This window comes from Amycolatopsis sp. cmx-11-32, from assembly GCF_047608695.1.
GTDB lineage: Bacteria > Actinomycetota > Actinomycetes > Mycobacteriales > Pseudonocardiaceae > Amycolatopsis.
The window spans coordinates 179,765-192,773 of record NZ_JADNQN010000015.1 but is presented as its reverse complement, the minus strand read 5'-3'; the positions used below and the strand labels follow the sequence as shown (position 1 = coordinate 192,773).

General features: G+C 69.3%; 12 protein-coding genes and 1 pseudogene. 10 read left to right on the top strand and 3 right to left on the bottom strand.

Annotated features, from left to right (window positions below; all coding sequences use genetic code 11):
* Nucleotides 1–167: 167 nt before the first annotated feature.
* Nucleotides 168–1,361, bottom strand: coding sequence for a gephyrin-like molybdotransferase Glp (gene glp / locus ACM6LR_RS34135; RefSeq protein ID WP_414941598.1), 1,194 nt, complete (start codon nucleotides 1,359–1,361; stop codon nucleotides 168–170).
* A gap of 74 nt (nucleotides 1,362–1,435) precedes the next feature.
* On the opposite strand from glp, the gene ACM6LR_RS34130 reads away from it, so the two are divergent.
* The 5 genes from ACM6LR_RS34130 (at nucleotide 1,436) to groL (ending at nucleotide 6,435) form a co-directional block, all read left to right on the top strand.
* A complete protein-coding gene (locus ACM6LR_RS34130) occupies nucleotides 1,436–2,113 on the top strand; it encodes a TIGR00266 family protein (RefSeq protein ID WP_414941599.1) in 678 nt (225 codons plus the stop codon).
* Nucleotides 2,114–2,117: 4 nt separating this feature from the next.
* The gene (locus ACM6LR_RS34125) at nucleotides 2,118–2,741 is read left to right on the top strand and encodes an AIM24 family protein (protein WP_414941600.1); all 624 of its coding nucleotides are present in this window, start codon (nucleotides 2,118–2,120) and stop codon (nucleotides 2,739–2,741) included.
* A gap of 114 nt (nucleotides 2,742–2,855) precedes the next feature.
* Entirely contained in the window at nucleotides 2,856–3,059 is a 204-nt protein-coding gene (locus tag ACM6LR_RS34120; protein ID WP_076160121.1) for a cold-shock protein, read from the top strand.
* A 57-nt stretch (nucleotides 3,060–3,116) separates the two neighbouring features.
* Entirely contained in the window at nucleotides 3,117–4,547 is a 1,431-nt protein-coding gene (locus tag ACM6LR_RS34115) for a serine/threonine-protein kinase (RefSeq protein ID WP_414941601.1), read from the top strand.
* A 259-nt stretch (nucleotides 4,548–4,806) separates the two neighbouring features.
* Nucleotides 4,807–6,435: a chaperonin GroEL gene (gene groL, locus ACM6LR_RS34110; RefSeq protein ID WP_414941602.1), complete on the top strand. Its 1,629-nt coding sequence runs from the start codon at nucleotides 4,807–4,809 to the stop codon at nucleotides 6,433–6,435.
* Nucleotides 6,436–6,638: 203 nt separating this feature from the next.
* Here groL and ACM6LR_RS34105 read toward each other — a convergent pair whose 3' ends face one another.
* The gene (locus ACM6LR_RS34105) at nucleotides 6,639–6,863 is read right to left on the bottom strand and encodes a PspC domain-containing protein (protein ID WP_414941603.1); all 225 of its coding nucleotides are present in this window, start codon (nucleotides 6,861–6,863) and stop codon (nucleotides 6,639–6,641) included.
* Nucleotides 6,864–7,006: 143 nt separating this feature from the next.
* Here ACM6LR_RS34105 and ACM6LR_RS34100 point away from each other — a divergent pair, with 143 nt between their 5' ends.
* The 4 genes and pseudogenes from ACM6LR_RS34100 to ACM6LR_RS34085 all read left to right on the top strand — a co-directional run bounded on the left by ACM6LR_RS34100 (nucleotide 7,007) and on the right by ACM6LR_RS34085 (nucleotide 9,055).
* Nucleotides 7,007–7,381, top strand: coding sequence for a hypothetical protein (locus ACM6LR_RS34100; RefSeq protein WP_414941604.1), 375 nt, complete (start codon nucleotides 7,007–7,009; stop codon nucleotides 7,379–7,381).
* Nucleotides 7,312–7,704 (top strand): hypothetical protein, encoded by a 393-nt coding sequence (locus tag ACM6LR_RS34095; RefSeq protein ID WP_414941605.1) that lies wholly within the window; start codon nucleotides 7,312–7,314, stop codon nucleotides 7,702–7,704. Before ACM6LR_RS34100 ends, ACM6LR_RS34095 begins: the two co-directional genes overlap by 70 nt.
* Nucleotides 7,705–7,782: 78 nt before the next feature.
* Nucleotides 7,783–7,995 (top strand): annotated as a pseudogene (locus tag ACM6LR_RS34090) (hypothetical protein); the annotation flags it as partial.
* A 151-nt stretch (nucleotides 7,996–8,146) separates the two neighbouring features.
* On the top strand, nucleotides 8,147–9,055 hold the full coding sequence (locus ACM6LR_RS34085) for a M23 family metallopeptidase (RefSeq protein WP_414941606.1): 909 nt from the start codon (nucleotides 8,147–8,149) through the stop codon (nucleotides 9,053–9,055).
* Between the two features lie 65 nt (nucleotides 9,056–9,120).
* Here the strand turns inward: ACM6LR_RS34085 and ACM6LR_RS34080 are convergent, their stop codons facing one another.
* Nucleotides 9,121–10,059, bottom strand: a complete 939-nt coding sequence (locus ACM6LR_RS34080; protein WP_414941607.1) for an o-succinylbenzoate synthase — start codon at nucleotides 10,057–10,059, stop codon at nucleotides 9,121–9,123.
* Nucleotides 10,060–10,116: 57 nt separating this feature from the next.
* Here ACM6LR_RS34080 and ACM6LR_RS34075 point away from each other — a divergent pair, with 57 nt between their 5' ends.
* Complete coding sequence (locus tag ACM6LR_RS34075) at nucleotides 10,117–12,939, top strand: AfsR/SARP family transcriptional regulator (protein ID WP_414941608.1); 2,823 nt, start codon at nucleotides 10,117–10,119, stop codon at nucleotides 12,937–12,939.
* The last annotated feature ends 70 nt before the right edge of the window (nucleotides 12,940–13,009 follow it).

The window sequence follows — 13,009 nt, the reverse complement described above, 5'->3', positions numbered from 1 at the left end:
CTTTCGCGACGTCAGAGGTCCCGAAAGTGGCTTTCGCGACACCGTACGGCAGTTGCGCGACTTTGCCGGGACCCTGACCTTGAGGGTAGGCAAGGAGGCCTTCGCGGACCGGCCCAAGCGTTGCCAGACCACGTGAAGGGCCCTTCACGTGGTCTGGCAACGCAGCGTCACAGCAGCAGGACGTCCACCTCGTCGCCCTGTGCGGCCGAGTCGACGTCCTCCGGCAGCACGATCAGGCAGTTCGCCTGCGTGAACGACGCCAGCAGATGCGATCCCGGCCCGCCGCGCGGCCCGACGATCCCGGTGACCTCGCCCTCGGAATGCGTGTAGAAGCCCCGTCGGAACTGGCGTCGTCCGGCCGGGGACGTCATCGCCTCGGTCAGCCGGGCCCGCATCCGCTGCCGGTCGACCCCGGAATGTCCCATCGCCGCGAGCAACGCCGGCCGCAGGAACGCTTCGAAGGACACGAGCACGCTCACCGGGTTGCCCGGCAACGTCACCACCGGCACGCCGTTCCACCGGCCGCAGCCCTGCGGACCGCCCGGCTGCATCGCGATCTTCCGGAATTCCACGCCCTGCCCGGTCAGCGCGTCCTTCACCACTTCGTACGCCCCCGCGCTGACCCCGCCCGAGGTCACCAGCAGATCCACGTCCGCCAGCCTTGGCTCGATCACCGCGCGGAACTCGTCCACGTCGTCGACGACACTGCGCACGACCTCGGCCTCGCAGCCGAGCGCACGGATCGCGGACGCCAGCATGATGCTGTTCGACTCGTAGATCTGCCCGTGCCGCAAGGGTTCCGGCGCGTCGACGAGTTCGGTGCCGGTGGACACGACGAGCACCTTCAGTGGCCTCCGCACGGGAACCTCGGCGAGTCCGACAGCCGCCGCGAGACCCAGTTGTGCCGGGCCGAGCACGGTTCCGGCGGAAAGCGCCACCGTGCCCTCGACGACGTCTTCGCCCAGGCGCCGGATGTGCGCGCCCAGGGCGGCCGTCCTGAGAATCCGGACGTCGGTCACGCCACCGTCCGTGTGCTCGACCATCACGACGGCGTCCGCGCCGGGCGGCAGCGGGGCACCGGTCATGATCCGGTGCGCGGTACCCGGCTCCAGTTTCCCGATCTCGACGCGGCCGGCGGGGATGTCGTCGGCGACAGGCAGCGTCACAGGCGCTTCGGCGACATCGGCGGCGCGGACGGCGTAACCGTCCATCGCGGAGTTGTCGAACGGCGGCAGCGAAACCCCCGCGAGCACGTCCTCGGCCAGGACGAGCCCGGCGGCGGCGGCGAGCGGAAGGCGGATGACGGGGGCGTTTCCGAGCAGGCCGGTGACGGTCTCACGGTGGGCGTCGACGGAGATCACGCCGACCATCCTCCCCGGTCGGGGGGCGCATGCAAGACTCTGCGCGTCACAACGACCACCGGGGAGAAGAAGACATGCAGGTTCAGATCCGTCACCAGCCATCGTTCGCGGTGGCGAGGCTCATGCTCGCACCGGGTGAACCGGCGCAGGTCGAGTCCGGCGCGATGATGGCGACGAGCTACGGCGTGCAGGTCCAGTCCCAGGCCCAGGGCGGCATCATGAAGGGGCTCGGCCGCGCCTTCCTCTCCGGCGAGTCCTTTTTCATCTCCACCTACACCGCCCCGCAGAACGGCGGCTGGGTCGACGTCGCCGCGAACCTGCCCGGCGACATGCAGATCATCAACCTCGACGGCCGCACCGGCTGGTGCGTCACCCGCGGTTCGTGGCTCGCGTCTTCCCACGGCGTGCAGACCGAGACCAAATGGGGCGGGCTCAAGAACCTCGCCGGCGGCGAGGGCGGCTTCCTGACGCACGCGACGGGACAGGGCCCGCTGGTCGTGGCCTGCTACGGCGCGCTGGAGACGGTCACCCTCCAGCAGGGCGAGGTGATCACCATCGACACCGGGCACGTCGTCGCGTTCGCCGACACCCTGCAGTACCAGATCCGCAAGGTCGCCACCGGTGTCATCCAGTCGATGAAAAGCGGCGAAGGCCTCGTCTTCGACTTCGCGGGGCCGGGTCAGTTGCTTACCCAGACCCGTAATCCGTCGGCGCTGTCCGCCTGGGTGATCGCCCAGGTCCCGTCCCGCTGAGCGCATGCGCGTCCAGACGAGGCACACCCCGAACTTCGGGGTCGCACGCGTGCTGCTGTCCCCCGGCGAGGCCGTCCAGGCCACCGGGGACACCGTGCTCGCCAGCAGTTTCGGCATCACCGAAACCGTTCCCACGCGCGGTGGTTCCCGGGCGAGCAAGGCCGCCCCGTCGGTGTTCAACGCGCCGGACGGTGGCGGCTGGATCGACTTCGCGCCGCTGACCGCGGGCGACGTCTACCCGCTGGAATTCACCGGCGGGGCGGGCTGGTGCGTGAGCCGGGACGCGATCCTCGCCCGGCCCGCGACCATCCGGCAGGACCCCGGCTGGGCGCCACTGCAGAAGCTCTTCGGGGCCGACTCCGGTTTCCTGGAGCACTACAGCGGAAGCGGTCCGCTCGTGCTGGCCGCGCAGGGCCCGGTCGACGCCTTCGAGCTCACCGCCGGGGAACTCGTCACCGTGCGGCCGGACTTCCTGCTGGCCTATCCGGACACCGTGCAGTGCCGTCTCCGCGCCGTCGACCCGTCCGGCCCGCAGTCGGTCCGCACCGGCGAGGGGCTCGCGCTGGACTTCGCAGGACCAGGACGCGTCCTTGTGCAAGCGCGCAATAGGCGGCTTTTCCGCGGATGACCTTAGGGCGAATCGAGCATTGCCGACGCCGGTGATTCGGGTAGCGTGAACCGCACTCGAAACCGCCGCCCTGGCCAGAGAAGGCAGGCGGGTCCCGTGCTGAGGGAGGGCGCCGTGGCAGTCGGCACCGTCAAATGGTTCAACTCGGAAAAGGGCTACGGATTCATCGAATCCACCGAAGGGCCCGACGTCTTCGTCCACTACTCGGCCATTCAGGCCGATGGATTCCGGACGCTCGACGAGGGTGATCGGGTGGAGTTCGAAGTCCAATCCGGACGAGACGGGCGGAGTCAAGCGGCGGACGTACGCAAGGTCTAGCCCGGAGTTCTGCCGACCCCCGGCGGCCGCCGGAACTGGCGCGTTACGCTTCGCTGCGTGACAGGCGATGAGTCGGGGGACCTGACCGGTCGCCGGCTGGGCAACTACCGCATCGACGGTGTGCTCGGCAAGGGCGGCATGAGCGTGACCTACAAGGCCACGGACGTGCGGCTCGGACGCAAGGTGGCACTGAAGGTCATCGGTGATCACCTCGGGGCCGACGCCGAGTTCCGCGAACGCTTCGTCGACGAGGCGCGGAACACGTCCGCGATCGACCATGCCAACGTCGTGCCCTTGTACGACTTCGGCGAGCTCGAAGGCATGCTCTACATCGCCATGCGGATGGTCGACGGCGGGGACCTCGCCGGGCTGATCTCCGGCGGCCCGATCGCGCCCGCCCGCGCGCTGACCATGCTCGACCAGGTCGCCGACGCGCTCGACACCCTGCACAACCGGGGTCTCGTGCACCTCGACGTCAAACCGGCCAACGTCCTGGTCACCAGCAAGGAGACTTCGCGCGAGCACGTCTACGTCGCCGACTTCGGCCTGACCCGCCGCGGCGCCACCGGGCACCGGACCCGCGGCGGCGACTTCCTCGGCTCGCCCACCTACGCGGCGCCCGAGCACCTGCGCGGTGAGCCGCTCGACGGCCGCACCGACCAGTACGCCCTCACCTGTGTCCTCTACGCCTGCCTGACCGGCAGCCCGCCCTTCAAGGGCGACGTGCAGACGGTCATCAAGGGGCACCTGAACGGAGAGCCCCCGGCCATCTCGCGGATCGTCGGCGTGCCGGCCGGGATCGACGAGGTCGTCCGCAGGGGAACGGCGAAGAATCCCGCCGATCGCTACCCGAACTGTGTTGAGATGATCGCGGCCGCCAGGCGCGCGTTGGGTCCGCTCGCCATGTCGAACGAGCCACCGGGTCCGCCCGGGGCCGCGGCGTCGGTCCAGCAGCAGGCGCCGCGGCAGAACACGCCGCCACAGGGAGAGGGGGGCCCCGTGCACCCGTACGGAGGACAGCAGCCCGGCTACGGCCAGCAGGGACCGGGACCGCAGGGTCCGCCCCCGCAGGGCCCGCCGCCCGGATACGGGCCACCGCCGCAGCAGGGTGGCTACCAGCAGCAGGGCGGCTACCAGCAAGGACCGCCCCCGGGCTATGGCCCTCCGCAGCAGCAGGGCGGTTTCCAGCAGCAGGGTGGCTTCCAGCAGGGCCCGCCCCCCGGTTACGGCCCTCCGCCGCAGCAACAGGGCGGTTACCAGCCCAAGAAGAGCGGCGGCGCCAAGTGGATCTGGATCATCGTCGGCGCCCTCGTGGTCGCGGGCGCGATCGTCGCCGCCATCGTCATCTTCAGTGACTCGAGCAGTGGCAACGGTCCGCAGACCACCGCGCCGAACATCCCTGTCGGTCCCGGCGGCTCGCAGTCGCAGTCCCCGGAGTCGTCGCTGAAGGCTCCGCCGACCTCGATTCCCATCAAACCGAGCAACTGACACGCACCGCTCTGACCTGCGGTTCTTGCACTCGACCCTGGAGAGTGCTAAACACGGTATTAGCACTCGACGCCGTCGAGTGCCAGGCAAGCGGTCACCGACCGCTCGCCTGAAGGTCGGGACGGTGAGGCCGCACCCCTAACCGGGGTGGGTCGTCCGTCGCGGGCACCGCGCCTGGCCGAGGAAGAGTCCTGCTGTCGCCGCTGCTGAGAAATCACCAGCGCGGCGGTGGCGCCCAATACCGGAGGACCACACCGCAATGGCCAAACTGATCGCGTTCGACGAGGACGCCCGCCGCGGTCTTGAGCGTGGCTTGAACATCCTCGCCGATGCCGTCAAGGTGACCCTCGGCCCGCGGGGCCGCAACGTCGTGCTCGAAAAGAAGTGGGGCGCGCCGACGATCACCAACGACGGTGTCTCCATTGCCAAGGAGATCGAGCTCGAAGACCCGTGGGAGAAGATCGGGGCCGAGCTCGTCAAGGAAGTTGCCAAGAAGACCGACGACGTCGCGGGTGACGGCACCACCACCGCCACCGTGCTCGCCCAGGCTCTCGTTCGCGAGGGTCTGCGCAACGTCGCCGCCGGGGCCGACCCCATCAGCCTGAAGCGCGGCATCGAGGCGGCCGTCGAGGCCATCACCGAGCAGCTGCACAAGATGGCCGTCCAGGTCGAGACCAAGGAGCAGATCGCTGCTACCGCCTCGATCTCGGCCGCTGACCGCACCATCGGCGAGCTCATCGCCGAGGCGCTGGACAAGGTCGGCAAGGAAGGCGTCGTCACCGTCGAGGAGAGCAACACCTTCGGTCTCGAGCTCGAGCTCACCGAGGGCATGCGCTTCGACAAGGGCTACATCTCCGGTTACTTCGTGACCGACCCGGAGCGTCAGGAAGCCGAGCTCGAGGACCCCTACGTCCTCCTCTTCGGTTCCAAGATCTCCACCGTCAAGGACGTCCTGCCGCTGCTGGAGAAGGTCATCCAGTCCGGTAAGCCGCTGCTGATCATCGCCGAAGACGTCGAGGGCGAGGCTCTGGCCACCCTGATCGTCAACAAGATGCGCGGCACCTTCAAGTCCGTCGCCGTCAAGGCCCCGGGCTTCGGTGACCGCCGCAAGGCGATCCTGCAGGACATCGCGATCCTGACCGGTGGCCAGGTCATCTCCGAGGACGTCGGCCTCAAGCTGGAGAACGCGGACCTTTCCCTGCTGGGCAAGGCTCGCAAGGCCGTCATCACCAAGGACGAGACCACCATCGTCGAGGGTTCGGGAGACGCCGACCAGATCCAGGGTCGCGTCAACCAGATCCGCGCCGAGATCGACAACTCGGACTCGGACTACGACCGCGAGAAGCTCCAGGAGCGTCTGGCGAAGCTGGCCGGCGGCGTGGCCGTCATCAAGGCCGGTGCCGCCACCGAGGTCGAGCTGAAGGAGCGCAAGCACCGCATCGAGGACGCAGTGCGCAACGCCAAGGCCGCCGTCGAAGAGGGCATCGTCGCCGGTGGTGGCGTCGCTCTCATCCAGGCCGCCGAGGCTGCCTTCGCGGGTCTGAAGCTCGAGGGCGACGAGGCCACTGGTGCCAACATCGTCAAGGTCGCCGTCGAGGCGCCGCTCAAGCAGATCGCGATCAACGCCGGCCTCGAAGGCGGCGTCGTGGCGGAGAAGGTCAAGGGCCTCCCGACGGGTCACGGCCTGAACGCCGCCACCGGTGTCTACGAGGACCTGCTCGCCGCCGGCGTGCCGGACCCCACGAAGGTCACCCGCTCCGCGCTGCAGAACGCCGCTTCCATCGCGGCGCTGTTCCTGACGACCGAAGCCGTCGTGGCGGACAAGCCGGAGAAGGCCTCGGCCGCTCCCGCCGACCCGTCCGGTGGCATGGGCGGCATGGACTTCTGAGTTCGAGCCGGTAGCAGTACCACCGGAAAGCCCGGACGCGCCTCGCGCGTCCGGGCTTTTCTCATGCCGCGACCAGTCGGCTACTCGCGCGGACGGCGAAAGGCCCGGACATCCCCATGTCCGGGCCCTTCACCTACCCCCTGCCCCCGACCCCCGTCGGCCCGGCGGACGCCGCGTCCCCTGCTCGCGGCGTCCCCGTCGGTTCAGGACTCGCCCGGCTGCTCCGGAGTCAGGAGCCACGCGGCGACGTAGACCGGGATCGCGAACCCGGCGGTGAAGAAGACACCGGCCACGAGGGCGATGCGCAGGATCGCGGCGTCGACGCCGAGGTAGGCGGCCCAGCCGCCGGCGACGCCCGCGAGCATCTTGTCGGCCCGGCTGCGGTAGAGCTTCTTGGTGGCTTGGGGGGTGTACACGCTGTTCGTCATGGCTCGATCTTCGCTCCGGAACGACCCCTGGCACATCGGGGAACGGCCCGGAGCCGACCCTGGAATCCGACCCCTGAGGGTCCGGAAAACCGGATGCTCACGACGCGTCTTCGCAGGTACGACTTCTCAGTGAAAGTGCCTTGATGACGATCAAGGCGAAAGCCCTCGTCCTCGGGGTCGCGGTGCTGACCGTGCTGGGAATCGGCACGGCCGGTGCCGCGCCCGAAGGCCATGGCGCGCGGAGCAGGCTCGACATCGACCTCGCGGGTGACCTTGCCCAGCGGCTCGGCGTCGGCCTCCATTCGGTCCAGACCGCTTGGAAGTCGATCGCCGATGACGTCGGGCGGAAGTGCGACCTGGCGATGGGCGGCGTGTCGGTGACCTTGAACCGAGCGAGAAAGGGTTTCTACACCGCTCCTACCTTCGTGACGGTAAAACGCCGATCACCTTGTGCGAGAACGAAAAACGGTTCCAGACCCTGGAGCAGATCGACCAGCCGGGTGTCCGTGCGATCGTGAATCCGGGCGGTACCAACGAACAGTTCGCCGACGCCAACCTCAAGCGGGCGACGATCGTGCGGCATCCGGACAACAACACGATCTTCGCCGAGATCATGGCGGGCCGCGCCGACCTGATGATCACCGACGCGACCGAAACCCGTTGGCAGGCAAAGCAGAACCCGCGCTTGTGCGCGGTGCACCCCGACGCGCCGTTCACTTTCTCGGAGAAGGCGTACCTCCTGCCACGTGACGTCGTGTTCAAGGAGTGGGTCGACTTGTGGCTGCGTCTCGTGCTGAACGACGGGACCTACGCGCGAATCGCGAAACCCTGGCTCGGCTGAACTCGGTTTGAACCACTTTCATTACCCGGCCGTATCTCCAGATGTGGGTGAGGAGGAAACAGACCGGAGGAAACACGGATGATGAACAGCGCCGGGAACCACCGCAAGCGGGCGACGATCGGCATCGCGTCGGTTCTCGGGGTGGCCGCCATCGCCGCGGCGATGTTCGCGGTCAGCACTCCGGCCGGACAGGCCGCGGAAAGCTGCCAGGGACTGGACACCGCCCTCCGGAACAACCTGAACTTCATCGCCGGTCAGCAGGCGGACCCGGACGCCCTTGCCGAGGCGCAGGGAAGTTCTTGATCCGCCGGACGCTCATCGAGCGGATCGGCTGAGTCACGGGCCTCCTGGACCCCTCGGCCGGGAGGGCCCGTGCTCGTTTGTATCGCACTTGTACGCCCTTTCGGGACGCTTCTCGCGAAACGCCGAGAAAGGACATCCGATGAGAATCAGACGAGTGGTCACCGCGGCCGCCACCGCGTTGCTGGGCATGGCCGGGCTGGCGATCACCGCGACGTCGGCCGAAGCCGCCGTCGGTCCGCGTCCCAACTTCCAGCTCCCGTTCCCCTGCAACCAGGTGTGGAACGGCGACAACGACAACAGCAGCGCGCACAAGGCCTACGAAATCGACTTCAACCGCGGCGGCTCCGCGGGTGCGGACCTTGGCGACACCGTCGTCGCGGCGGCCGCCGGCAAGGTGGTCACCTCGGCGCATCAGGGTTCGGCGAACGGCTTCGGCAACCTGGTGAAGATCGACCACGGTGGGGGATGGTCGACCTACTACGCGCACCTGAAGGTGCGTTCGGTCGCGGCCGGCGTGCAGGTCGCGCAGGGGCAGAAGATCGGCGAGGTCGGCAACACCTCCAAGCCGGGCAACAACATCACCCCGCACCTGCACTACGAAGTCCGCACCAACGACTCCTCGTGGCCGAGCAACATCAAGCCCGCGTACTTCAACGGCGTGAAGTTCGGCTACCCCAACGCCAACGTGACCTCCAAGAACACCTGTGGCGGCACCGGGAACCCCAACCCGTACGACGCCGTCGAGGTGTGCGGCGACGGCTACAAGGTGATCGACTCGCAGGCGCTCGGCAGCGCCGGGACCACGTACCTGCTGTACAACGGCACGAACAAGAACAACTGCGTCACCACCATCAAGGCCACGTCGGTCGGCGCGGCCAGCGCGGTCTCGGCGTTCCTCGAAGTGGAAGGCGCGGCGAGGAAGACCGACTCCGGCAGCTTCGAGTACTACGCGGGTCCGGTGAGCGCGGCCGCCGGCGCGAAGTGCGTCAAGTGGGGCGGCTCGGCGGGGTCCTCCAGCTACGAATCCCCGCTGGAACACTGCGGCTGACCCCTGCGCGGCATGAGATGAACGGGGCTTTCATCGCGAAATTCGCGATGAAAGTCCCGTTCATCTCATCCGAGGTGGGTGCGGACGCGGGTGAGACGGTCCTCCCAAGCGGCACGGATGTCCGGAGCGGCGGCGTGCGCGGAGAACAGATCCGGTTCCGGAGCGCGGAGGGGTACCGGCAGGCGACCGTCCACAGGGGACAGTGACTCGCCACAGACGTCCCCGGTCAGCAACGACATCGTGCCCAGTCCGCACGCGAAGTCCAAAGTGGGCAGAGCGCCCGCGAGCGCCAGCCCGGCGGCGAGCCCGACGCTCGTCTCGACGGCGGACGACACCACGCACGGCAGGCCACAGGCTTCGGCGACCTCCAGCGCGCGCCGGACCCCGCCCAGCGGCGCGACCTTCAGCACGGCCACGTCGGCCGCTCCCGCCACGGCCACCTTGAGCGGGTCTTCGGCCCGGCGGATCGATTCGTCCGCGGCGATCCGCACCGAGACCCGGCGCCGGACATCGGCCAGTTCCCCGATCGACGGGCACGGCTGCTCGACATACTCGAGCCCGCCCGCCGCGCGGTCCAGTGCACCGATGGCCTTGACCGCGGTGTCCACGTCCCAGGCCATGTTCGCGTCGACGCGAACCGCGCCCGACGGACCCAGCGCGGCCCGCACCGCCTCCACCCGGGCGCAGTCCTCGGCGAGGCTCACCCGCGGGTCGGCGACCTTGACCTTCGCCGTGCGACAGCCCGAAGCGGACACGAGTTCGTACGCCTGTTCCGGCGACACCACCGGGACGGTCGCGTTCACCTCGACGCTGCCCCGCACCGGCGACGGCCATCCGCGTTCGCTGGCCTCGAGCGCGGAGACGAGCCACGGCGCGCTTTCGGCGTCGGAGTAGTCGGAGAACGGGCAGAATTCGCCCCAGCCTGTCTCACCGCGGATCAGCAGTCCTTCACGGACCGTGATGCCGCGGAACCGGGTGCGCAGGGGGATCGCGTAGACGTCCATCGACGCCGATCATGCCACCGCTGGAATCATGTGCCGTTTCCCGCGGTTCCGGACAGAATGAGCGACGTGGCACTCGACTTTCGCGTGCTGGGGCCCACCGAGGTCTCGGCCGACGGGCTGCCGGTGCCCTTGGGCGGCAGCAGGCCGCTCATCGTGCTGGCCGGCCTGTTGCTGCGCGCGAACACGGTGGTGCCGGTCGAGGAACTGGGCCGCTGGCTGTGGCCCGACGACCGGCGGCGCTCCAAGGGCGCACTGCAGACCTACATCCTGCGGGTCCGCCGCGCACTCGGCGAGGAGGTCACCATCCGCACCGAACGCGGCGGCTACCTGCTCGAACTCGACGAGACCCTGCTCGACCTCGCCCGCTTCCGCTCACTAGCCGCGGCGGGCGCGGAGGCCGCGGGGGACGGCGACCTGCGCCGGGCCGCGGATCGGTTCGCCGCCGCGTTGTCCGAATGGCGGGGCCCGGCGCTGCAGAACGTCCACTCCGAAGCCCTGCTTCGGGACGAAGCCGACCAGCTGGGCGAAGAGCGGCTTCGCGTCCGTGAGCAGTGGGCAGACGCGCTCATCGCCCTCGGCGATCACGCCACCGTCGTTCCCGCGCTGACCAGGCTGTGCCGCGAGAACCCGCTGCGGGAGCGGCTGCACGAGCAGCTGATGATCGCGCTTTACCGCTCCGGCAGGCAGGCCGAAGCGCTGAACGTCTATCGCCGGATCGGCGCGGTGCTGGCCGAAGAACTCGGCCTCGACCCCGGCACGTCGCTGCAGCGCGCGCACCAGGCGATCTTGACCGGCGAAGAGGCCGTCGAGACCACTTTGGACTCCGAGCTGACGCGATACCGGCTCGGCGCCGAACCGCTGATCCCGCGTCAGCTACCGGCGGATCTCCGGGTGTTCTCGGGCCGTCAGCGCGACCTCAAGGCACTGCACGAACTGGTCCCGGAAGCGCTGGACACCGAGAGATCGACGTCCATCGCGTCGATCGAGGGCATGGGCGGGATCGGCAAGACGACGCTCGCCGTCCATTTCGCGCACGAGGTCGGGGAGCGGTTCCCCGGCGGTCAGGTGTATCTCAATCTGCGCGGCTACGGCCCCGGCGACCCGGTCGAACCCGCCACCGCGCTCGAAACCATGCTCGCGTCGGTCGGCGTGCCCGCCGACCGGATCCCCGCCGGCGTCGACGGTCGCGCGGCCACCTGGCGCACCTACAGCGCCGGCCGCCGGATGCTGATCCTGCTCGACAACGCCGCGAGTACCGAGCAGATCCGGCCGCTGCTGCCCGGCCCCGGCTGCCTGGTGCTGGTGACCAGCCGCTGGCAATTGCCGGCGCTCGTGGCGACCCACGGCGCGCGGCGCGTCGCGCTGGAGGAACTGCCCGACGAGGACGCGACCGCCCTCGTCGCTTCGACGATCGGGCTGGACCGGGTCATCGAGGATCCCGAGGCCACCGAACGGTTCGTCCGCTACTGCGGCGGGCTGCCGTTGGCGATCCGGATCCTCGCGGTGCGGGCGGCGCGGTTCCCGGACCTTTCGCTGCGGGAGTTCGTCGGGCTGCTGGAGGCCGAACAGGACAGGCTGGGTTCGTTCGACCTCGCCGACGGCGACGAGACGAACATCCGCGCCGTCTTCTCGTACTCGTATCGCGCGCTCGACGAGCGGGCCGCGCGGATGCTGCGGCTGCTCGGCCTGCCCACCGGCGGCGACTTCAGCGTGCCCGCGGCGGCGGCGGTGGCCGGGGTCGACATCGCGGAAGCGCACGCGGACCTGGCGAAACTGGCTTCCGCGCACCTGATCGCGCGGTCAAGGCCAGGCCGGTACCAGTTCCACGACCTGATCCGCGCGTACGCGGCCGAACTCTCGGCGAAGGTGGACGGGCCCGAAGCGCGGACGGGAGTGCTGGACAGGCTGCTCCACGCCTCACTGTCGTCGGCGCTGAACGCGTCCCGGCTGCTGCGCCCGGAACGGCACTACCGGCTCATCGAGCCCGAACGGTTCGCGGGCGCGGGGCTGAAGTTCGGTCATTACGACCAGGCGCTGGACTGGTTCGACGAGGAATGCGGGAACCTCATCGCCGCGGTGAACGCCGCGTACCGGGAGCGGCGGCATCGGGAGTGCTGGCAGCTCGCGTGGCTGCTGCAGTCCTTTTTCATCGTGCGAGCGCGGCTGGAGGACTGGCGTTCGGTGTTCGACGTCGCCTTGCGGGCCGCGCGCGAAGCGGGGGACCGGCCCGGTGAGGCCGCGATGCTGAGCGGGCTCGGCGTCGCTTGCGGCGTGGCGCGCCAGTACGAGGACAGCGTCGCCTACCTGAAGCAGGTGGTCGAACTGCAGCGGCTGGTCGGCGACCGCGAGGGCGAGGCGCGTGGTCTGTACAACCTCACGCTGGCGAGCCGGAACGTCGAAGGCGCCCAGAACGCGTGGGAGTACGGGACCCAGGCACTGCGGTTCATCCGGGAGCACAACGTCGGTGCGGGCATGGAGGCCGACGCGCTGCAGGCGCTCGGCGACATCTGCACCGGCGACGGACGGTACGGTCAGGCGCTCGACCTCGCCGACCAAGCGCTGGCCCTACGGGCACACGCGTTGCCCGACGAGGCCCGGTTCACCTTTCACACCAAGGGCATCGCGCTCGTCGGCCTCGGCCGCAACGACGAGGGAGTCGCCTGTATGCGGCGGGCCGTCGAAATGTTCTTCACCCACGGCGAACTCTACGAGGCGGCCGACGTGCTGGCCCAGCTCGGTGCGATCCATCTGCGGCTCGGTGATCCCTCGTCGGCCCGGGAGTGCTGGCTGCGTTCGGTGCGGGTGCTCACCGAACTTTCGCATCCGGACGCCGACGACGTCCGGACGAAGCTCGCCTCGCTCGTCTCCGGCCAAAGCTGAACGAGGCACGGGCGACCGGCGTGCCGACCCCCAGGCGCAGCACGCGAGTTCGCCCGTGACCTCTGCAGAC